17 protein-coding genes are annotated in these 20,020 nt (G+C 72.7%); 6 read left to right on the forward strand and 11 right to left on the reverse strand.

The window, feature by feature from the left end; translation table 11 throughout:
- Window positions 1-105 precede the first annotated feature (105 nt).
- Together trpS and Q9S36_RS34110 are read left to right on the forward strand one after the other, a co-directional pair.
- Window positions 106-1,104 carry a tryptophan--tRNA ligase gene (gene trpS / locus Q9S36_RS34105; RefSeq protein WP_311289297.1) on the forward strand — a complete coding sequence of 333 codons (999 nt, stop codon included), beginning with the start codon at window positions 106-108 and terminating at the stop codon, window positions 1,102-1,104.
- An 88-nt stretch (window positions 1,105-1,192) separates the two neighbouring features.
- Window positions 1,193-2,440 carry a lipase family protein gene (locus Q9S36_RS34110; protein ID WP_311289235.1) on the forward strand — a complete coding sequence of 416 codons (1,248 nt, stop codon included), beginning with the start codon at window positions 1,193-1,195 and terminating at the stop codon, window positions 2,438-2,440.
- 24 nt (window positions 2,441-2,464) lie between these two features.
- Here the strand turns inward: Q9S36_RS34110 and Q9S36_RS34115 are convergent, their stop codons facing one another.
- The 3 genes from Q9S36_RS34115 to Q9S36_RS34125 form a co-directional block, all read right to left on the reverse strand.
- Entirely contained in the window at window positions 2,465-2,623 is a 159-nt protein-coding gene (locus Q9S36_RS34115; protein WP_311289236.1) for a hypothetical protein, read from the reverse strand.
- A 150-nt stretch (window positions 2,624-2,773) separates the two neighbouring features.
- Window positions 2,774-4,015, reverse strand: coding sequence for an MFS transporter (locus Q9S36_RS34120; RefSeq protein WP_311289237.1), 1,242 nt, complete (start codon window positions 4,013-4,015; stop codon window positions 2,774-2,776).
- 66 nt (window positions 4,016-4,081) lie between these two features.
- Entirely contained in the window at window positions 4,082-6,295 is a 2,214-nt protein-coding gene (locus Q9S36_RS34125) for an NADP-dependent isocitrate dehydrogenase (protein WP_311289238.1), read from the reverse strand.
- Window positions 6,296-6,473: 178 nt separating this feature from the next.
- Here Q9S36_RS34125 and Q9S36_RS34130 point away from each other — a divergent pair, with 178 nt between their 5' ends.
- On the forward strand, window positions 6,474-7,583 hold the full coding sequence (locus Q9S36_RS34130) for an aquaporin (protein WP_311289239.1): 1,110 nt from the start codon (window positions 6,474-6,476) through the stop codon (window positions 7,581-7,583).
- Here the strand turns inward: Q9S36_RS34130 and Q9S36_RS34135 are convergent.
- Window positions 7,580-8,227 carry a hypothetical protein gene (locus Q9S36_RS34135; RefSeq protein ID WP_311289240.1) on the reverse strand — a complete coding sequence of 216 codons (648 nt, stop codon included), beginning with the start codon at window positions 8,225-8,227 and terminating at the stop codon, window positions 7,580-7,582. The two genes, Q9S36_RS34130 and Q9S36_RS34135, sit on opposite strands and share 4 nt — an antisense overlap.
- A gap of 100 nt (window positions 8,228-8,327) precedes the next feature.
- Between Q9S36_RS34135 and Q9S36_RS34140 the strand changes: the two genes are divergently transcribed.
- The gene (locus Q9S36_RS34140; RefSeq protein WP_311289241.1) at window positions 8,328-9,314 is read left to right on the forward strand and encodes a malate dehydrogenase; all 987 of its coding nucleotides are present in this window, start codon (window positions 8,328-8,330) and stop codon (window positions 9,312-9,314) included.
- A 54-nt stretch (window positions 9,315-9,368) separates the two neighbouring features.
- Here Q9S36_RS34140 and Q9S36_RS34145 read toward each other — a convergent pair whose 3' ends face one another.
- The 7 genes from Q9S36_RS34145 to Q9S36_RS34175 form a co-directional block, all read right to left on the reverse strand.
- Complete coding sequence (locus Q9S36_RS34145; protein ID WP_311289242.1) at window positions 9,369-9,749, reverse strand: DUF3017 domain-containing protein; 381 nt, start codon at window positions 9,747-9,749, stop codon at window positions 9,369-9,371.
- 1 nt (window position 9,750) lies between these two features.
- Window positions 9,751-10,599: a bifunctional methylenetetrahydrofolate dehydrogenase/methenyltetrahydrofolate cyclohydrolase gene (locus tag Q9S36_RS34150; RefSeq protein ID WP_311289243.1), complete on the reverse strand. Its 849-nt coding sequence runs from the start codon at window positions 10,597-10,599 to the stop codon at window positions 9,751-9,753.
- Between the two features lie 10 nt (window positions 10,600-10,609).
- The gene (locus Q9S36_RS34155; RefSeq protein ID WP_311289244.1) at window positions 10,610-11,854 is read right to left on the reverse strand and encodes an MFS transporter; all 1,245 of its coding nucleotides are present in this window, start codon (window positions 11,852-11,854) and stop codon (window positions 10,610-10,612) included.
- A gap of 57 nt (window positions 11,855-11,911) precedes the next feature.
- Entirely contained in the window at window positions 11,912-13,486 is a 1,575-nt protein-coding gene (gene purH, locus Q9S36_RS34160) for a bifunctional phosphoribosylaminoimidazolecarboxamide formyltransferase/IMP cyclohydrolase (RefSeq protein WP_311289245.1), read from the reverse strand.
- 105 nt (window positions 13,487-13,591) lie between these two features.
- On the reverse strand, window positions 13,592-14,218 hold the full coding sequence (gene purN, locus Q9S36_RS34165) for a phosphoribosylglycinamide formyltransferase (RefSeq protein WP_311289246.1): 627 nt from the start codon (window positions 14,216-14,218) through the stop codon (window positions 13,592-13,594).
- A gap of 10 nt (window positions 14,219-14,228) precedes the next feature.
- The gene (locus Q9S36_RS34170; RefSeq protein ID WP_311289247.1) at window positions 14,229-15,425 is read right to left on the reverse strand and encodes a YibE/F family protein; all 1,197 of its coding nucleotides are present in this window, start codon (window positions 15,423-15,425) and stop codon (window positions 14,229-14,231) included.
- A 2-nt stretch (window positions 15,426-15,427) separates the two neighbouring features.
- A complete protein-coding gene (locus Q9S36_RS34175) occupies window positions 15,428-16,684 on the reverse strand; it encodes a DUF6350 family protein (RefSeq protein WP_311289248.1) in 1,257 nt (418 codons plus the stop codon).
- Window positions 16,685-16,798: 114 nt separating this feature from the next.
- Here Q9S36_RS34175 and Q9S36_RS34180 point away from each other — a divergent pair, with 114 nt between their 5' ends.
- Entirely contained in the window at window positions 16,799-18,700 is a 1,902-nt protein-coding gene (locus Q9S36_RS34180) for a hypothetical protein (protein ID WP_311289249.1), read from the forward strand.
- Window positions 18,701-18,736: 36 nt separating this feature from the next.
- On the forward strand, window positions 18,737-20,020 hold the full coding sequence (locus Q9S36_RS34185; RefSeq protein WP_311289250.1) for a hypothetical protein: 1,284 nt from the start codon (window positions 18,737-18,739) through the stop codon (window positions 20,018-20,020).

Consider the following 20,020-nt stretch of genomic DNA (forward strand, 5'->3'; position numbering starts at 1 on the left):
CGATCAGAACCCGATCGCGGCCCCGACGCGCCCCGTGAAAGGATTCGTGGCGTGAGTGACACCTTCCGCGCCGCCCAGGCGCGCAGCGACGCCATCGAGGAGCAGATGGCGACCGATCCGGGCTCCCTGAGGATGCTGACCGGGGACCGTCCCACCGGCGCGCTGCACATCGGCCACTACTTCGGATCGATCCGCAACCGCCTCCGGTTGCAGGACAGCGGCGCGGAGATTTGGCAGCTGATCGCGGACTACCAGGTGATCACCGACCGCGAGGTCGCCGGCGACATCGCCGGCAACGTGCGCAACCTGCTGCTCGACAACGTCGCGGCCGGCCTCGACCCGGAGAAGGCCACGATCTTCACCCACTCGTCGGTCCCGGCGCTCAACCAGCTCATGCTGCCGTTCCTGAGCCTGGTGAGCGTGGCCGAGCTGCAGCGCAACCCCACCGTGAAGGACGAGGCCAAGTCGGCCGGGATCACCTCGATCGGCGGGCTGCTGCTCACCTACCCGGTCCACCAGGCCGCGGACATCCTGTTCTGCAAGGCCAACGTGGTGCCCGTGGGCCGCGACCAGCTCCCCCACCTCGAGCAGACCCGCGTCGTGGCGCGCCGCTTCAACGACCGCTACGCGCCGGTCTTCCCGGAGCCGGGTGCGCTGCTGTCCGAGGCGCCGCTGATCCTCGGCACCGACGGCACGAAGATGAGCAAGTCCAAGGGCAACGTCGTCGAGCTGCGGATGAGCGCCGACGAGACCGCCAAGAAGCTCAAGGGCGCCAAGACCGACAGCGACCGGGTCATCACCTACGACCCCGACAACCGTCCCGAGGTCGCCAACCTGCTCACCTTGATCTCGCTGTGCGAGGGCACCGACCCGGCCACCGTCGCCGACGAGATCGGCGACGGGGGCGGCGGCGCCCTCAAGAGCCGGCTCACCGACGCGATCAACACCGAGCTCGCGCCGCTGCGCGCCCGGCGGGCCGAGCTCGAGGCCGACCCGGGCTACCTCGAGGACGCCCTCCGCCGCGGCAACGCCCGCGCCAACGAGGTCGCCGACGCCACCCTCGACGAGGTCCGCGCGGCGATGGGCATGACCTACGGGGTGTGACCGACGTCACACTGCGCAGTGATGTGACTCACGAGTAGGTTCCCTCGCATCGGCCGGTCCGGGTCCGGCCCCAGGGAGGGAACCACCGATGGAGTCCACGTCCTCGCGCCGGCGCAGCACCGCCGCGCTGCTCGCCGTCCTCGCCAGTCTCGCCGTGTCCGTCGCCTCACTCAGCGCGACGCCGGCGTCTGCCGTCGTCGCCGAACCGCCTCGCCCGGCGTTCTACGAAGCGCCGGCGACGCTGCCCGGCACCAACGGTGCGGTGATCCGCAGCGAGAAGGTGGACTTCCTGCTCGACCCGCTCGACGCGACGAGCCTGGTCCGCAACGCGAACCGGGTCCTCTACCGCACGACCAACCGCACCGGCCGTGCGATCGCAGCCTCCGGGACGGTGCTGGTGCCGAAGGCGCCGTGGGTCGGCGTCGGCTCCCGGCCGGTCATCGGCTACGCACCGGGCACCCAGGGCATGGCCGACCGCTGCGCACCGTCGCGGCTGTTCTCGGAGGGCATCGAGTACGAGGGCATCGGCATCGAGGGCCTGCTCCAGCGCGGGTACGCCGTCGCGATGCCCGACTACGAGGGCCTCGGCACCGCCGGGGTGCACACCTACATGGACCGGGTCGCGCAGGGCCGCGCCACCCTCGACGCCGTCCGCGCCGCACAGCGCCTCGAGGGCACCGGCCTGAGCGCCGCGAGCCCGGTGGGGCTGATGGGCTACTCGCAGGGCGGCGGGGCCGCGGCGTCTGCGGTGGAGCTGGCCCCGACCTACGCCCCGGAGCTGCGGCTCAGGGGCGCGGTCGTGGGCGCGGTGCCGGCCGACCTGGCGCGCGTCGCGACGAACCTCGACGGCGGGCTGTTCTCCGCCTTCGCCTTCTTCGCGCTGCGCGGCCTGGCCGCGAGCTACGACCTCGACCTGTCGCCGTACCTCAACACGGCCGGGCGGGCCGCGATGGACGGGGTGGAGCAGGACTGCGTCTTCGACCTGCTCGACCACGCCTTCACGAGGTCGCAGGACCTCAGCGCCGACGGCCGTCCGATGTCGGAGCTGATGGAGCAGGAGCCGTTCGCCTCGATCATCGAGGCGCAGCGCATCGGCACCGTGAAGCCGACCGTCCCCGTGCTGGTCACCCACTCCGCGCTCGACGACACCATCCCCTACGGCGTGGGCAGGGCGATGGCGCGGTCGTGGTGCGGCAAGGGAGCCAACGTCCACTTCTCGACGAACCTCGCGCCGGCCCACGTCGGCGGGATGGTGCCCCACGTCGCGCAGGCGCTGCCGTTCTTCGAGGCGCGCTTCGCGGGGCTGCCGCAGGTCAGCAACTGCTGGCTGCTCTAGCCCGGCCCGGGACCGCGGTGGGCCTCAGACCAGCCAGCCGACGTTCTCCGCGACCAGGTCGGCCATCGGGTAGATGCCGCGCAGCTCCTGGCGACGCTCGAGGAGGCTGACGACGTCGTGCACGTTGCGGTCGTGCAGCTGACGGCGGCGGCTCATCTCGTGGTCGATCTTCTTCTCATCCATGACGTCCCCCTCCGGAAGATCTGGGGCGGCCAGCCCGCCCCACCTGGATTGGATCGTTACAAGCGCGCGCTACGCAAGAGTTCCGCCCGTGTTAACTCCACGCAACATGATCGGAAATGTCGTGCACACCGAGCCTGCCTGCGACGGGGCTCAGGAGCGCTCGACGCGCCGCCCGCGGACGTGGAGGGACGCCGAGAGAAGCAGGATCCCCACGCCGGCCAGCGACAGGAGCACGCCCACGAGTGCCGGCGCCCGCAGACCCCAGCCGGCCGCGATGACGACACCGCCCAGCCAGGCGCCGAGCGCGTTGGCGATGTTGAGCGAGGCGTGGTTCATGGCGGCGCCGAGGGTCTGCGCGTCCCCGGCGACGTCCATCAGCCGCAGCTGCAGGTTGATGACCAGCACCGACCCCAGCGTGGTGATCAGGAACGCGAAGGGCAGCGCCGCCCAGCCGTGGGGCGCGGCGAGCCAGAACCCGAGGAGGGCGAGCGCCATCCCGCTGCCGCCGATGATCAGCGAGCGGAAGATCGACCAGTCGGCCATGATGCCCGCCACCCACGTGCCGGCGACCATGCCCAGCCCGAAGGAGAGCAGGTAGACCGACACCGACCGCTCCCCCAGCCCGGCGACGTCGGTGACGACCGGCGCGATGTAGGAGTAGACGGCGAACATGCCGCCGAAGCCGACGGCGCCGGCCAGCAGGGTCAGCCACACCTGCGGGACGCGGAACGCGGACAGCTCGCGGCGCCCGCTGGCCGCGGCGTCGCCGGGGCACGAGGGGACGAACCAGGTGACGAGGGCGAGCGTCAGCAGGCCGAGGCCGGAGACGGCCCAGAAGGCGGCCCGCCACCCCAGCTCCTGCCCCAGGACGGTGGCGGCAGGGACGCCGAGCACGTTGGCGACCGAGAGGCCGAGCATCACCTGCGAGACCGCCCGGCCCTTGCGGGACGGTCGGGCCATGCTGGCCGCGACCAGGGAGGCGACGCCGAAGTACGCGCCGTGCGGCAGCCCGGCGGCGAACCGCGCGAGCACCAGCTGCTCGTAGGAGGTGGCCAGCGCGCTCAGGCCGTTGCCCACCGCGAAGGCCGCCATCAGCGCGACGAGCAGCGCCCGGCGCGGCAGCCGGGCGCCGAGGAAGGCCAGCACCGGGGCGCCGACCACGACCCCGACGGCGTACGCCGAGATGACGTGGCCGCCCGTGGGGATGGAGACGCCGACACCGTCGGAGATCTGCGGCAGCAGGCCCATCGTGACGAACTCGGTCGTGCCGATCGCGAAGCCGCCCATGGCGAGCGCGAGGACCGCCAGGCCGAAGTGGCGGGCGGTCACCGACGCGACGTCGAGGTCGGCCGGGTCGGCGGTCAGGTCCGTGCTGGCGGCAGTCGTGGTCATCACCTCTGGCAAGAGGAGACCCCCGGGGTTTGTTCCCCGGGGGTCCCTCGTGTGACGGGGGTCGCGTCAGCCGAGCGAGGCGATGGCCTCGTTGAACGTGGCCGACGGGCGCATCACCGCGGCGGCCTTCTCGGCGTCGGGGCGGAAGTAGCCGCCGATGTCGGCCGGCTTGCCCTGGACGGCGAGCAGCTCGTCGACGATCTTCTGCTCGTTCTCGCGCAGCGAGGTGGCCAGCGAGGAGAAGGCGCTCGCCAGCTCGGCGTCCTCGGTCTGCTTCGCCAGCTCCTCGGCCCAGTAGAGCGCGAGGTAGAAGTGCGAGCCACGGTTGTCGATCGTGCCGAGCCGGCGGCCCGGGGACCGGTCCTCGTTGAGGAACGTCTCGGTGGCCCTGTCGAGGGTGTCGCCGAGGATGCGGGCCCGCTCGTTGTCGGCGTAGCCGGCGAGGTGCTCGAGCGAGGCGGCCAGGGCGAAGAACTCGCCGAGGCTGTCCCAGCGGAGGTAGTCCTCCTTGACGAGCTGCTGCACGTGCTTGGGCGCCGAGCCGCCGGCGCCGGTCTCGAACAGGCCGCCGCCGTTCATCAGCGGGACGATCGAGAGCATCTTGGCGCTGGTGCCGAGCTCGAGGATCGGGAACAGGTCGGTGTTGTAGTCGCGCAGCACGTTGCCGGTCACCGAGATGGTGTCCTCGCCCTTGCGGATCCGCTCCAGCGAGTACGTCGTCGCCTCGGCCGGCGCCATGATCGAGATGTCCAGGCCCTCGGTGTCGTGCTCCTCGAGGTACGTCCGGACCAGGCCGATGAGGTTGGCGTCGTGCGCACGCGTCTCGTCGAGCCAGAACACCGCCGGCGTCGCGCTCGCCCGGGCACGGGTGACCGCCAGCTTGACCCAGTCGCGGATCGAGGCGTCCTTGGTCTGGCAGGCGCGCCAGATGTCGCCGGCCTCGACGTCGTGCGACATCAGCACGTCACCGGAGGCGTTGCGGACCTCGACCCGGCCGGCGGCCGGGATCTCGAAGGTCTTGTCGTGCGAGCCGTACTCCTCGGCCGCCTTGGCCATCAGGCCGACGTTGGGCACGGAGCCCATGGTCGAGGGGTCGAGGGCACCGTGGGCCTTGCAGTCGTCGATCGTGGCCTGGTACACGCCGGCGTAGGAGGAGTCCGGGATCACCGCGAGGGTGTCCTGCTGCTCGCCGTCGGCGTTCCACATCTGGCCGGACGTGCGGATCATCGCCGGCATCGAGGCGTCGATGATGACGTCGGAGGGAACGTGCAGGTTGGTGATGCCGCGGTCGGAGTCGACCATCGCGAGCGCCGGGCCCTCGGCCAGGCCCTTCTCGAACGCGGCCTTGATCTCCGCACCGTTCTCGACCGAGTCCAGGCCGGCGAGGATGGCACCGAGGCCGTCGTTGGCCGACAGGCCCGCGGCGGCGAGCTGCTCGCCGTACTGGGCGAAGACGTCGGCGAAGTAGGCGCGCACCACGTGGCCGAAGATGATCGGGTCGGAGACCTTCATCATGGTGGCTTTGAGGTGGGCGGAGAACAGCACGCCGTCGGCCTTGGCCCTCGCCACCTGCTCCTCGAGGAACTCGTCGAGCGACGCTGCGCTCATGAAGGTGGCGTCGACGACCTCGCCGTCGAGGACCGCGAGCCCCTCCTTGAGCACCGTCTCCGAGCCGTCGCTGCCGACGTGCACGATGGACAGGGTGTCGTCACCGTCGATGACCACGGAAAGCTCGTTGGAGCGGAAGTCGTCGTGGCCCATCGTCGCGACGGAGGTCTTCGAGTCGCTGCTCCACGCACCCATCGAGTGCGGGTGGGACTTGGCGTAGTTCTTCACCGAGGCGGGGGCGCGGCGGTCGGAGTTGCCCTCGCGCAGCACCGGGTTGACCGCCGAGCCCTTGACCTTGTCGTAGCGGGCGCGGACCTCGCGCTCCTCGTCGGTCTGCGGGTTCTCGGGATAGGCGGGGAGGTCGTAGCCCTGCGACTGCAGCTCGGCGATGGTCGCCTTGAGCTGCGGGATCGAGGCGGAGATGTTGGGCAGCTTGATGATGTTGGCCTCGGGCTTCGTGGCCAGCTCGCCGAGCTCGGCCAGGGCGTCGTCGAGCCGCTGCTCGTCGGTGAGGCGCTCGGGGAACTGCGCGATGACCCGGCCCGCCAGCGAGATGTCGCGGGTCTCCACGTCGACACCAGCCGTCTTCGCGTAGGCGGCGATGATCGGGAGGAACGAGTACGTCGCGAGCAGCGGCGCCTCGTCGGTGTGGGTGTAGATGATCTTGGCCATGGGTAGGACAGCTCCTGGGTGATCGTCTGGTGGATCGGGGGGCATAACTCTTGACGTCAAGATACCTGACGCGTGATCACGTGGCGACTCGCCTACCCTCGCACCCTCATCCGCACGCGGCTAGAGTTCCGGTGGCCTACGCGGGGTACGGCCCACGACCCTTGAGGAGCAGCTCGTCATGAGCGACATCGTCCAGGACACACCGACCACCGGTCAGAAGTTCACCGCCGAGCTGCTCGGCACCTTCGTGCTCGTGTTCTTCGGGTGCGGCGCAGCCATCTACAACGGCGGCAACGTGGTCGCCATCGCGCTGACCTTCGGCCTCACCGTCGTCGTCATGGCCTACGCCGTGGGCCGGGTCTCCGGGGGTCACTTCAACCCCGCCGTCACGCTCGGCGCGGTCCTGGGTGGCCGCCTCCCGTGGAACCAGGCCGGCCTCTACATGGCCGCGCAGCTGGTCGGCGGCCTGCTCGCCGGCACCGCGCTGTTCGGCATCAGCCACGGCTTCGAGGGCTTCAGCGCCGAGGGCAACATGGGGCAGAACTTCTTCGGCGACCAGCACCCGAGCGCGCCCTTCGCGTGGTGGGCCGCCCTGCTGCTCGAGACGCTGCTCACCGCCGTCTTCCTCTGGGTCATCCTCGCGGTCACCGATGAGCGCAACGAGGTCAACGTCGCGCTCGGCCCGCTCGCCATCGGCCTGGCCCTGGCCATGATCCACTTCGTCGCCATCCCGCTCACCGGCACCTCGGTGAACCCGGCCCGCTCGATCGGCGTCGGCGTCTTCGCCGGCACCGACGCCATCGTCCAGCTCTGGCTGTTCGTCGTCGCGCCGCTGCTCGGAGCCGCCGTCGCCGGGCTCACCTATCCCGTCCTCTTCGGCCAGGGCGCCGCCCCGGTCGCCGGGTCGGGCCTGTCCTTCGGCGGCGGCCGCAAGGCCCAGCCGGTCCCCGGCAACTACGAGGCGCAGTGGAACCAGGGCCAGCAGGGCGGCTGGGGCCAGCCCGGCTCCGCCTGGGGCGCTCCCCCGCAGCAGCAGTGGGGCCAGCCCCAGCCCTACCCGCAGCAGTCGCAGCCTCAGCCCGACCCCTACAGCACCCCGCAGGCGGCGCCGCAGCAGCCCGGTCAGTGGGGCCAGCCGGCTCCCCAGCAGCCGCAGCAGCCCGGTCAGCCCGGTCAGTGGGGTGCTCCCCCGCAGCAGCCGACGCAGCCCGGACAGAGCGCCCCCGGCCACTGGGGCAACCCTGACGGCGATGACGACGGCCGGACGCAGGTCCGCCGCCCCGACTAGCGGCGCGTCGCCACCCAGCCCTGGTCGAGGTCCTCGACGCTGACGAGGCCGGCGCCCTTCTCGTACACGGTGCGGGTGGTGGTGCCGGCCTCGCGCCGTAGCTGCACCATCGTGCGCGACAGGTCCTCGACCCGCACCGCCGTCTCGGGCTGCCCCGGCACGACGTAGGCCCGCCACCCGTCACCGAGCCGCGGCTCGGCCGGCATCGCCAGCCCCGCCTCGGCCCCGGCCTCGCCCGCCCGCCAGCCGCCGACCTCCGCGTCGACCGCGACCAGCCACACGTTGCCGTCGACGTCCTGGGCGTAGAACGACGTCTCCACGGTCGTCTCCCCCGCGACCTCGGTCGTGGTGCGTACGCCGGTCGCGCTGAGGCCGGCGATCGTCGTGGTGCCGGCGAGCACCTCGGCGTCGACCGCGCCGACCGTCCGCCCCGCGTCGCTCACGTCGTAGTGCGCGGTGGCACCCGGCTCGAGCGCGAGCCACGCGTTGTCCACCGCGTCGACGAAGTCGTCGGGGTCGGGCGACGGCGTGGGGATGACCAGGCCGTTGATGCCCACCGAGTCGTAGGGCTGGGGCTGGCCGATGCCGGCGCAGCCCGACAGTGCGACGACCAGCACGAGGGCCGTCGTCAGGTGTCGCAGCATGGGCGCCAGCATGCCAGCCGCCGACCACCATCCGAGCGACATCTCGGCGCTGCTAGCGTCAGCGGGACACCACGTCCCGCCTCACGAGGAGTACCCCACCGTGACCTCCGAACCTCTCAAGGTGGCCGTCACCGGCGCCGCCGGCCAGATCGGCTACAGCCTGCTCTTCCGCCTCGCCAGCGGCGCGCTCGCCGCGGACCGGCCCATCGAGCTGCGCCTGCTCGAGATCGAGCCCGCCCTCAAGGCGCTCGAGGGCGTCGTCATGGAGCTCGACGACTGCGCGTTCCCGAACCTCGCCGGCGTCGAGATCGGTGCGGACGCGGAGAAGATCTTCGACGGCGTGAACCTGGCCCTCCTCGTGGGCGCGCGCCCGCGCGGTCCCGGCATGGAGCGCGGCGACCTGCTCTCCGCCAACGGCGCCATCTTCACCGCGCAGGGCAAGGCCCTCAACGCGGTGGCCGCCGACGACGTACGCATCGGGGTGACCGGCAACCCGGCCAACACCAACGCGCTCATCGCGATGAGCAACGCGCCCGACATCCCGCAGGAGCGCTTCTCCGCGCTGACCCGCCTCGACCACAACCGCGCGATCTCGCAGCTCGCGGCCAAGACGGGGGCGAAGGTCACCGACATCACCCAGATGACGATCTGGGGCAACCACTCGGCCACCCAGTACCCCGACCTGTTCCACGCGAAGGTCAAGGGCCAGAACGCCGCCGAGCTCGTGGGCGACCAGGCCTGGCTCGAGAACGACTTCATCCCGACCGTCGCCAAGCGCGGCGCCGCGATCATCGACGCCCGGGGCTCATCCTCGGCCGCCTCGGCCGCGTCCGCCACGATCGACGCGGCGCGCGACTGGCTGTTCGGCTCGGCCCAGGACGACTGGGTCTCGATGGCCGTGGTCTCCCGTGGCGAGTACGGCGTCCCCGAGGGGCTGATCTCCTCGTTCCCCGTCACCACCGCCGACGGCGACTGGTCGATCGTCGAGGGCCTCGACATCGACGACTTCTCCCGCGGTCGCATCGACGCCTCCACCGCGGAGCTCGACGACGAGCGCAAGGCCGTCACGGAGCTCGGCCTGATCTGATCCAGGCCGCGCTCACGAGAGGCCGGGCCCTGCGGGGTCCGGCCTCTCGTGCGTTCAGAAGCCGGGCTGGTCCGGGATGGACGTCGCGAGAAAGATGAGCGCCCCGCCCAGCACCAGCAGCACGACGGCGTCCAGCACCTTGTGGCGTACGGCGAGCATGCCGGCGTCGCGGCTGCGCAGGACCAGGCGCACGAGGGCCGCGAAGACCAGCGCCCCGCCCATCAGCCGGATGCCCGTGCGCCACTCGTCGAGCGCCACGACGACGAGGGCCACGGCGACGACGCCGAGCACCAGCAGGTAGAAGGCGCCGCCGATGGTCGAGGGGTAGCGGCGAGGCTCGTCGGGGTCGACCGGCTCGGCGGAGACCGGCTCGACCGACTCCGGCGGCTCGATCGGGCGCGGCTCGGGCGCCTCCCGGGGGTCCGGCTCGCTCATGTCAGGACCGGACGGACTTCTCGGCGATCTCCACGATGTTGGTGAGCAGCATCGCGCGCGTCATCGGACCGACGCCCTTCGGGTTGGGCGAGACCCAGCCGGCCACCTCCCAGACGTCGTCGGCGACGTCGCCGGTGACCTTGCCGTCCACCCGCGAGACGCCCACGTCGAGGACGGCCGCCCCGGGCTTGACCATGTCGGCGGTGATGATCCCGGGGACGCCCGCCGCCGCGACGACGATGTCGGCCCGGCGCACGTGCGAGGCGAGGTCGACCGTGCCGGTGTGGCAGAGGGTGACGGTGGCGTTCTCCGAGCGGCGGGTGAGCAGCAGGCCCAGGGGGCGACCGACGGTGATGCCGCGACCGACGACCACGACCTCGGCGCCGGCGATCTCGACGCCGTGGCGGCGCAGCAGCTCGATCGAGCCGACCGGGGTGCAGGGCAGGGGCCCGGCCTCACCGAGCACCAGCTTGCCGAGGTTGGTGGGGTGCAGCCCGTCGACGTCCTTGTCGGGGTCGACCCGCGAGAGCAGGGCGAACTCGTCGAGGCCGGTCGGCTGCTGCACGATGAAGCCGGTGCAGGCGTCGTCGGCGTTCAGCTCGTCGATGACGGCCTCGACCTCGGCCTGCGTGGCCGTGGCCGGCAGGTCGCGCCGCAGGGAGGTGATGCCGATCTCCGCGCAGTCCTTGTGCTTGGCGCCGACGTACCAGTGCGACCCCGGGTCGTCGCCGACCAGCACCGTGCCGAGGCCCGGTGTCACCCCCCGCTCCTTCAGCGCGGCCACGCGCTGGGCGAGCTCGGACTTGATCGTGTTGAGGGTGGCTGCGCCGTCCAGGGTCTGTGCCGTCACGGCAGGGAGTCTAGGCGCCGACCGGGGCCCCGATCCGCACGAGGTGCCGCTCGGCCGCGCGCGCCGCCGGGTGGGCGACCGCGGCGGCCGTGACACCGATGAGCGCGATCACGATCCAGCCGGGAGTGCCGACCTGGAGCGCGAGCCAGGTGTAGAGCGCGGGGAAGACGATCGGCTCGATCTGGTAGCCCAGTCCCCACACGCCCTGGTAGTCGCCGAGGCGGCGGTGGTCGGAGAGCTCGCTGGTGAGGCACCAGTCGGCCGCGGACTGCCACAGCTCGGCACCGGTGATCGTCACGTGGCCGATCCAGATGAGCACGATGGACACCCAGCCGACCGTCTCGTGGGTCCACGCGATGAGGCCGCAGGACACGATGAAGGCCCACCCCGACCAGCGCACGGCGCGCAACGACCCGTCGACCGAGTCGGCCACTCGGCTCGCCCGCACCTGCAGGAGGACGGCCAGCACGGTGTTCGTGCCGAACAGCCACGCCAGCAGCGCCGGCGGTGCGTCGGTGCGCTCGACGAGCCACAGCGGCACCACGACGTTGAGCAGCACCTGGTTGGAGGACAGCACGCCGTTGCACACGCTCAGCACGACGTAGCCGGGGTTGCGCCAGGCCGGTGGTGCGACCGTGCCCGCGTCGTCGCCGTCGCTGACCGGGAGCGGCCGGGCGATCACCGGCAGCACCATCGCGATCAGCAGCGCGTTGAGCACGAGCAGGGCGCCGGTGACGAACGGGATGAGCCGTACGGCGTCGAGGCCGAGGCCCAGGGCCACGCCGCTCGCGCCCGCACCCAGCGTGTAGCCCACGTTGCGGGCGGCGCGCATGTAGGCCAGCGCCCGCACCCGCACGTCCCGCGGGAACACAGCGATCCGGTAGACGTTGCGGGCGTTGCGCCCGGCGGTCTCGAAGATCGCCAGCACGCTCAGCATCAGCACGAACGTGACCATGCCGCCGATCAGCGGCCAGGCGAGGTAGAGCGCGGCCTCGACCGCGCTGGCGAGCGCCCACAGCGGCTTGGCGCCCACCCGGTCCGCCAGCCGCCCCATGGGCAGCTGGAGGACCAGGGTGACGCCGGCCGCGATGGACATGCCGAGGCCGACCTCGGCGCCGGACAGCCCGACGACCTGGGTGAAGTAGACGGCCGTCCCGGTGAGGAACGTCCCCGTCGCGAAGGCCGACAGCACGCACTGCCAGACCAGGTCTCGCTCGAGCTTCGTCGGCGGGAGGATCCGCTGCCACCAGCGCACGTCGTCGTACCCCCTGAGAGTTATCTTGACGTCAAGATAACATCGCTGGCGCGCTTCCTAGTGGAAGAAGTGCCGCGTGCCGGTGAGGTACATCGTCACGCCGGCGGCCTCGCAGGCCGCGACGACCTCGGCGTCGCGGACCGACCCGCCCGGCTGGACGATGGCCCTCACCCCGGCGTCGATGAGGATCTGCGGGCCGTCGGCGAACGGGAAGAAGGCGTCCGACGCGGCGACCGCGGAGGTCACCCGGTCCCCCGCCCGCTCAACGGCGAGCCGGCAGGAGTCGACCCGGTTGACCTGGCCCATGCCGACGCCGACGGACGCGCCGTCGGCGGCGAGCAGGATCGCGTTGGACTTCACCGCGCGGCACGCACGCCACGCGAAGGCCAGGTCGGCCAGCACGTCGTCGGAGGCCGCCTCGCCGGTGGCGAGCGTCCAGGTCGACGGGTCGTCGCCCTCGGCCGAGATCACGTCGCGCTCCTGCACCAGCAGGCCACCGGAGACCGCGCGCGTCTCGCCGCCGCCGCGGGCCAGCGGCGCGCACTCGAGGACGCGGATGTACTTCTTGGCCTGCAGCGCCTCGATCGCGCCGTCCTCGTAGCCGGGAGCCACGATCACCTCGGTGAAGATCTCGGCCACCTGCTCGGCCATGGCCACCGACACCGGCACGTTGGTGGCGATCACGCCGCCGAAGGCGCTGACGGGGTCGCACTCGTGGGCCTTGCGGTGGGCGGTGGCGACGTCGGTCGCGACGGCGATGCCGCAGGGGTTGGCGTGCTTGATGATCGCGACGGCGGGCTCGTCGAAGTCGTACGCCGCGCGGCGGGCCGCGTCGGCGTCGACGTAGTTGTTGTAGGACATCTCCTTGCCGTGGTGCTGCACGGCCTGGGCGAGGCCGGGCCCGCCGGGCAGGAAGCCGTTGGTGTAGAGGGCGGCGCCCTGGTGCGGGTTCTCGCCGTAGCGCAGCACCGCCTGCTTGTCCCACGTCGCGCCCATCCAGGCGGGGAAGCCGGTGCCGTCGCCGGTGTCGGTGAGCACGTTGCCCATCCACGACGCCACGTGCACGTCGTAGGTCGCGGTGTGGACGAACGCCTCCGCGGCGAGGCGCTGCCGCTCGGCCAGCGTGAAGCCGCCCGCGGCCACGGCGGCCAGCACGACGTCGTACGCCGCGGGCGAGGTGACGATGGCGACGCTCGGGTGGTTCTTGGCCGCGGCGCGGACCATGGAGGGCCCGCCGATGTCGATCTGCTCCACGCACTCGTCCGGGCTCGCACCGGAGGCCACGGTCTGGGTGAACGGGTAGAGGTTGCTGACCACCAGGTCGAACGGCTCGACCCCGAGGTCGGCCAGCTGCTGGACGTGGGAGTCCAGGCGGCGGTCCGCGAGGATGCCGGCGTGCACCCGCGGGTGCAGCGTCTTGACCCGGCCGTCGAGGCACTCGGGGAAGCCGGTGAGGTCCTCCACCTTGGTGACGGGCAGGCCGAGGGACTCGATCAGCGCGGCGGAGCCGCCGGTGGACACGAGCTCGACGCCGGCCGCGTGCAGGCCGCGGACCAGGTCGTCAAGACCGGCCTTGTCGTAGACGGACACCAGGGCACGGCGGATCGGGATGCGGTGGTCGGCAGGGGACACGGGACTCCTCGGTAGCTCTCGAGTCGAGGGCACCCAGGCGTTCGATGCACCTCGCGCGTCACTCCCCGGTGGTGGCCCACCTGCGCCAGTCGTGTGCCCCGAAGACTACCGAGCCACGGCCCCGATGCGAACCCGGCGGCCCTCGACGGAGATCCCCTCGCGGGCGATCCGGCCCACGGCGTCGACCAGCATCGCGCGCTCGGCGGTCTTGATGCGCTCGTGCAGCGACGCGACGTCGTCGTCCTCGGCGACCTCGACGGGCACCTGCGCCACGATGGGACCGGTGTCGACGCCCCCGTCGACCACGAAGAGCGTGGCGCCGGTGACCTTCACGCCGTGCTCGAGGGCGTCGCGCGGGCCGTGCATCCCCGGGAAGGCCGGGCAGAGCGCCGGGTGCGTGTTGAGGGTGAGGAAGCGGGCGAGGAAGTCGTCCGAGAGGAGCTTCATGAAGCCGGCCGAGACGACGAGGTCGGGCTCGAAGCGCTCGACGACCGTGGCGAGGGACGTGTCCCACCCCTCGCGGGTCTCGAAGTCCGACACCTTCCGCACGAACGTCGGGACCCCCGCCCGATCGGCGCGCGCGAGGCCCTCGATGCCGTCGCGGTCCGCCCCGACCGCGACCACCCGCGCGCCGTACGCCGGATCGGCGCAGGCGTCGAGGAGGGCCTGCAGGTTGGTGCCGGAGCCGGACACCAGGACGACGAGACGGGCGGGACGGGACTGCTCGGGCACGGCCCTGATCCTAGGCGCGGTGGGACCCGGCCGCGCCCGCTGTCCGTCGCTCGCGCACCAGCCGGGCGGCGACCAGGGCCGCGATGGCGGTGGTCACCGGCACGGCGGCGATGATGCCGAGCCCACCGACGAGACCGCGCACGACCTCCTGCGCCACGACCTCCTGGCTCACCGCGATCCCGAACGGCAGCTCGAGCGCCGAGAAGACCAGCATCAGCGGCAACGTGGCCCCGACGTAGGCGAGCACGAGCGTGTTCACGGTCGAGGCGACGTGCGAGCGGCCGATCCGCATGGCCCGCGCGAACAGCGACCGGGCGCTGGCCTCCGGGTCCAGGTCGGCGAGCTCCCACACCGCCCACGTCTGGGTCACGGTGACGTCGTCGAGCACGCCGAGCGCGCCGATCACCAGCCCCGCGAGCAGGAGGCCCTGGAGGTCGACCTGGGCGGCGATGCTGGAGATGTACTGGCTGCCCTCGTCGACCAGGCCGGTGAAGTGGCCGACCGTGGTGAAGACCCAGCCGAGCCCCGCGATGACGGTGAGGGAGACGAGCGTGCCGAGCATCGCGACCGTCGAGCGGACCGTGAAGCCGTGGGAGAGGTAGAGCGTGACGACCATGATGGCCGCCGCGCTGACGACGGCCACCGCCAGGGGCGGGGCGCCCTCCATGATCGCGGGCAGGGTGAACACGGCGATCAGCACGAGCGAGGAGGCCAGGCTCACGAGGGAGCCGATCCCCCGCCACCGCGAGAGCGCCAGCACCCCGAGCGCGAAGAGCACCGTCAGCGTCAGCAGCGGTGGGCCGCGGTCGAAGTCCTGGAAGGCGTACTGCTCCCCCTCCTCGCCCTGGGCGACAAAGGTGACCACGATCCGGTCGCCCGGCTCGACCGCCGGCGCGCCGTCGCCGTAGGGCAGCACGGCCACGGCCTCGCCCGGCGCACCGGGGCCGCTGTGCAGGTCGACGCGCGCGGCCCGGCACCCGGCCACGTCGCGGCGGCACGGGACGATCTCCTGCACGGTCGCGGTGCCGCGCTGCACGTCGGCACCGGGCGAGGTGATCTCGAGGTCGCCGTCGGGCCACAGGACCACCAGCCCGACGACGGTCGCCAGCACCAGGGGCACGACCAGCAGCGCGACCAGCAGCCTCAGCCGCTTCGGCGCGGGTCCGAGGGAGGCAGGCCCGGACGCGTGCGCATGCCCTGCGCCCACGCTCAGTCCTCGGTGGTTGCGGCGGTGGTGTCGCGCACCGGGCGCGCCCGTCGCTCGAGCAGGACCACCGCGCACGCGCCGAGCAGGGCACCGACCCCGCAGGCGGTGACGGCGTGCACCAGGACGTCGGGGACGAAGGGGCCGACGAAGCGCATCCGACCCGGGCCGGCAGCACCTCCGGCCCGCGCCGCGAGCAGGGCGAAGCCGAAGCCGGCCACCAGTCCGCCTCCGCACCCGGCGAGGACGACCTGGTCCCACGGCAGGGTCCGGCGTCGCAGCCGACGGAAGGCGGCGACCGCGGACAGCAGCGGGGGCAGCACCATCGCGGCCCCGACCCAGCCGGCGGGGGTGCCGGCGGCCGGGAGTGCGGCGAGCAGCGGCACGACCGGCAGCGGACCGAGGACCACGGCCCCCGGCGAGACCAGGGTGGCCCCGCCCACGGCGAAGCCGGGACCCAGCAGCCACGCACCGGAGAAGAGGGCGGCGTTGGGGAGGAAGGCCGCGTTGGCGAGGGCGTAGAGGCCGGCCTCCGACGGGCTCGGGTGCAGGCGCGAGGTCATCGTCGCGGCCTCGTCGAAGGACAGCGCGAACGACACCAGGAACACCAGGGCCGACACCACCAGGAACGAGCTGAGCACCGCACCCGCGACGGCCGCGCCGGCACGCACGGTCGGCGGCGTGAACGCCGCCCAGATGGCCGCGCGCCCCGAGCCCACGGCGATCGCCGGCGCGGCGACGAGCGCGGTCAGCACGAACGTCCAGGCCAGCACGCGGGGCACCGACGGGTCGGCGGTGGCGCCGGCGGCCAGGGACGCGACGACGACGGCCACGACGGCGTACCCGGCGAAGAACAGCGCGATCGCGGTCGGCACGGTGAAGTCACGCTCGCCGTCGGAGATCCGGTCGGCGTCGGGGCCGTGGCCGGAGACCGAGTCGCCGACCCGGTGGCCGAGTCGCCACATGGACCAGACGGCGACGGCCGTGACGCCGAGGGGCACGATCGTCACCCGCGCGCCCAGGACGGTGAAGCCGGAGCCGTGGCCGGCCAGCCAGACCAGCGCACCGACCCGCATGCCGTCGCGGGGGGCGCCGTGGACACCGGCGTCCGTGGCGAACCAGCCGATGATGCCGACGGCCGCCAGCACCACCAGCGGGCCGAGCGCGGCGAGCACGCCGCCGAGGGTCGCGATCAGCACCAGCGGACGCGGCCGGGCAGCATCGGCCCGGGCGTGGTCCGGTCGGGTGAGCAGCGACGTCATGGCCCGAGCATCATCACCCGACCCGGTGCCGGGATCTCGCTCCCACGCCGCCGGTCGCCCGTCCCTGGGGGAAGTTGTACGCCGTGCACGGCTCTCCCGTACCGTGGAGCGGTCATGAGGAGCCCCGAGACCTTCGACGCCTACTACGTCGAGACCCGCACGCGTCTCCTGCACGAGGCCTTCGCCCTGACCGGTGACGCACCGGCGGCCCGGGCTGCCGTGCGGGACGCCTTCGTCGTCGCCTGGCACCACTGGCGCAAGGTCGAGGGCCTCGAGGACCGTGACGCCTACGTGCGGCCGCTGGCGTTCCGCCGGGCCCGTCGCCGGCACACCGCCCGCATCTGGCACCGCGACAAGTCGCTCGACCCGGAGGCGCGCAGCACCCTCGACGCCCTGTCGAAGCTGTCCGCGCGCCAGCGCGAGCTGCTCGTGCTGAACGCGCTCTCGGCGCTGAGCCTCAACGACATCGCCCGGTCCGTGGGGCTCACCCGCTCCGACGCCGAGCGGGAGCTGCAGACCGCCGCCTCCCAGTTCTCGCTGAACCGCGACGTGCCGACCACCGAGGTCCAGCGCCTGCTGCAGGACCTCGCGCAGCCGCTCGCCGAGACCCGCTGGCCCCGCGCCAGCGTCGTACGCCGATCGGGGGCGGCGCGTCGTCGTACGCACACCGTGATCGGGGCGGCGGTGGCCACCACGGCCCTGCTCGTCTCCGGCTCGCTCGTGGCCAGCGGGTCGGGTGCGCAGCCGACCAGCCTCAGCGAGGAGAAGGCCACCAGCGGCATCGACCTCAGCGACCCCGACACCGGCGGTGTCGGCGAGGCAGTGATCGACGAGGCGGCTCTGCTGTCGTCCGCGCAGGTCGCCCGGTTCGGTTCCGGGCTCGAGTGGGACGAGACCAGCACCAGCGACAACCTCGCCGGCGACGGGCTGGTCGCCCCCTGCCAGCGCGAGCGCTTCTCCGACCCCGACGGCCTGGCCGCGCTGGCCCGCACGTGGGAGGGGTCCGCCACCGAGGTGGTGAGGAAGACCGTGGGCAAGGGCGACCGCAAGCGCACCCGCAAGCAGCGCGTCACGCGGGTCCGGGCGACGGCGGTGCAGATCGTCGAGCGCTCGCGCAACGAGGAGCAGGCCGCCGACAGCTTCGAGGCGGCGTCGCTGTGGTTCGCCAGCTGCGCCGACCCTCGCACGCAGCTCCTCCGCACCAGCGACGTGAAGCGGGTGGGCGACGAGGCGCGCCAGTTCCGGCTCCGCACGTGGGGGAAGACCCCGGCCACCATCGCCGTGGGCACGGCCCGCACCGGCAGCCTGGTGGTGACCACCGCGGTCCGCACGACCGGGCGCCCGCTCGGCGACGCCGCCTCACTCAGGGGGCTCGCGGCCGCGGTGAACGCGCTGTGCGGCAGCGACGGGGCGGCGACGTGCGCCGGCCGTGCCCAAGCGCGCACGACGGCCCCGCTCGACATCGGCGCGCTGCCCGGGCTGCTGTCGGTGGTCGACCTCCCGCCCGTCTCCGCCGTACGAGGACCGTGGGTCGGCACCGACCCCGAGAAGGCGAGCAGGACGAACTTCGCCTCGACGCGCTGCGACAACACCACCTTCACCGGCAAGGGCATCAGGCTGGCCAGGACGCGCACGTTCCTCTTCCCGGAGACGCGCAACGTGGACCAGCTGGGCCTGACCCAGGTCGTCGGCTCGATGAAGCCCAAGGCCGCCGACACGTTCGTGGACCAGGTCCGCACGCGGGTGCGACAGTGCGGTCAGGCCAACCTCGGCACCACGGTGACGCCGCTTGCGTCGTCCTCGACGAAGGACACCGACCTCCACGCGTGGGCGCTGTCGATGGAGCTCAACGACAAGCAGTCGTTCCCCTTCCTCATGGCGATCGTGCGCGACGGCACCGCGGTCTCGCAACTCGGCTTCAGCCCCCAGCGCAACATGACGATGTCGCGCGACGACTTCGTCGCCCTCTCTCGCCGGGTGCTCGAACGCCTCGCCACCCTTCGCGCGCGGGGCTGACGCAACCTTTTCGCCTCCCGTGGTGTCTCAGGTGGCATGAGGCTCCGCTCCACCCTCCTGACCGCTGCCCTGGCCGGCTCGCTGGCCCTGGCCGGCTGCGGCGAGGGCACGTCGGGCGACGACCCGGCGGCCGACCGCGCGACCAGCGCCGCGGACACCGCCCGGGCCGCCACCGAGCCCGCCGGGACCGCGATCCCCGACGACTTCCCGCTCTCCGCCGGGATGGGCGGCCCGCAGGACACCATCCCCACCTCACGCAGCGGCACCGGCCTGCGCGACGTCTCCCTGTGCGGCACCGCTCCCCTGCGCGGCCTCGGCGTCCGTGACCGGCTCGTCGCCGACAACAGCGGCGGCGAGTCCGCCAACACGCGTGAGCTGGTGCTGCTCGGCACCCCGGACGAGGCCACGCAGGTCTCCCGGTCGTTCGCCGACCTGCCGCTGACCTGCCCCACCGTCACCGCCGACGGGGACCAGGAGACGCTCACCGAGGTGCGGGACTCCCCGTTCGGCCCGGCTCCTGCGACCACGCTGGTGCAGACCTACACCTTCGACGGCGAGCCCGGCAGCGGCGCGACGGTGATCCACGTCGTGCCGGTGGGCGCGGCCCTCCTCGTCACGTCGACGTACGCGCAGTGGGACGAGCCGGACGTCCAGCGGGCCGTCGAAGCCACGGTCGACCCCCTGCGCGAGACGGTGGCGGCGATGGAGCTGTTCGGCTCCGAGGGCACCGGCTCGGGCAGCCCCTCGCCCGCGCCCGATGCGTCCGCCACCGCGACGCCCCGTGGCCCGGAGGTCCCGGACGACTTCCCGTTGGCGGTGGGCTTCGACGCCGACAACACCGACAACACGGTCTCGCCACCCTCGCCGGACGGCGACGGGCTCGGCGAGCTGGAGATGTGCGGCCGCGTCGTCTGGCCGCAGCGCGAGACCTCTGGTGGCCTGCGGCGCCTGGTCGCCGGGGTGTCGGGCCCGGAGTACCACGAGTGGCGCGAGCTGTTCGTGCACGACGACGCGGAGCGGGCCACGGCGCCGATGGCCGTGCTGCGCCGCGCCGCGGCGGAGTGCCAGGAGCAGGGCAACCTGGTGTGGACGGTCCTCGACCGTGACACCGGCTACGACACGGTGACGATCGGGCTGACCTACTCCGACGGCCTCGGCAGCTCGGTCTTCCAGGTGACCCGGGTCGGCTCGGCCCGGCTGCTGGTCGGGACGTACGGTGAGGGCTCGCTCGCATCGCTCGACGAGCAGGCCGACGGGGTCACCGAGACCACCGGTCAGATCCTTCCGGCGATGTGTGCGTTCACGAAAACGGGGTGTTGA

This window comes from Microbacterium sp. ARD31 (genome assembly GCF_031844425.1).

Coding starts and splice junctions, on each gene's coding strand:
- Q9S36_RS34125 (WP_311289238.1), bottom strand. CDS start 6,295: ATGGCCAAGATCATCTACACCCACACCGACGAGGCGCCGCTGCTCGCG.
- Q9S36_RS34130 (WP_311289239.1), top strand. CDS start 6,474: ATGAGCGACATCGTCCAGGACACACCGACCACCGGTCAGAAGTTCACC.
- Q9S36_RS34120 (WP_311289237.1), bottom strand. CDS start 4,015: ATGACCACGACTGCCGCCAGCACGGACCTGACCGCCGACCCGGCCGAC.
- Q9S36_RS34175 (WP_311289248.1), bottom strand. CDS start 16,684: ATGACGTCGCTGCTCACCCGACCGGACCACGCCCGGGCCGATGCTGCC.
- Q9S36_RS34180 (WP_311289249.1), top strand. CDS start 16,799: ATGAGGAGCCCCGAGACCTTCGACGCCTACTACGTCGAGACCCGCACG.
- trpS (WP_311289297.1), top strand. CDS start 106: ATGGCGACCGATCCGGGCTCCCTGAGGATGCTGACCGGGGACCGTCCC.
- Q9S36_RS34185 (WP_311289250.1), top strand. CDS start 18,737: ATGAGGCTCCGCTCCACCCTCCTGACCGCTGCCCTGGCCGGCTCGCTG.
- Q9S36_RS34135 (WP_311289240.1), bottom strand. CDS start 8,227: ATGCTGCGACACCTGACGACGGCCCTCGTGCTGGTCGTCGCACTGTCG.
- Q9S36_RS34110 (WP_311289235.1), top strand. CDS start 1,193: ATGGAGTCCACGTCCTCGCGCCGGCGCAGCACCGCCGCGCTGCTCGCC.
- Q9S36_RS34145 (WP_311289242.1), bottom strand. CDS start 9,749: ATGAGCGAGCCGGACCCCCGGGAGGCGCCCGAGCCGCGCCCGATCGAG.
- Q9S36_RS34115 (WP_311289236.1), bottom strand. CDS start 2,623: ATGGATGAGAAGAAGATCGACCACGAGATGAGCCGCCGCCGTCAGCTG.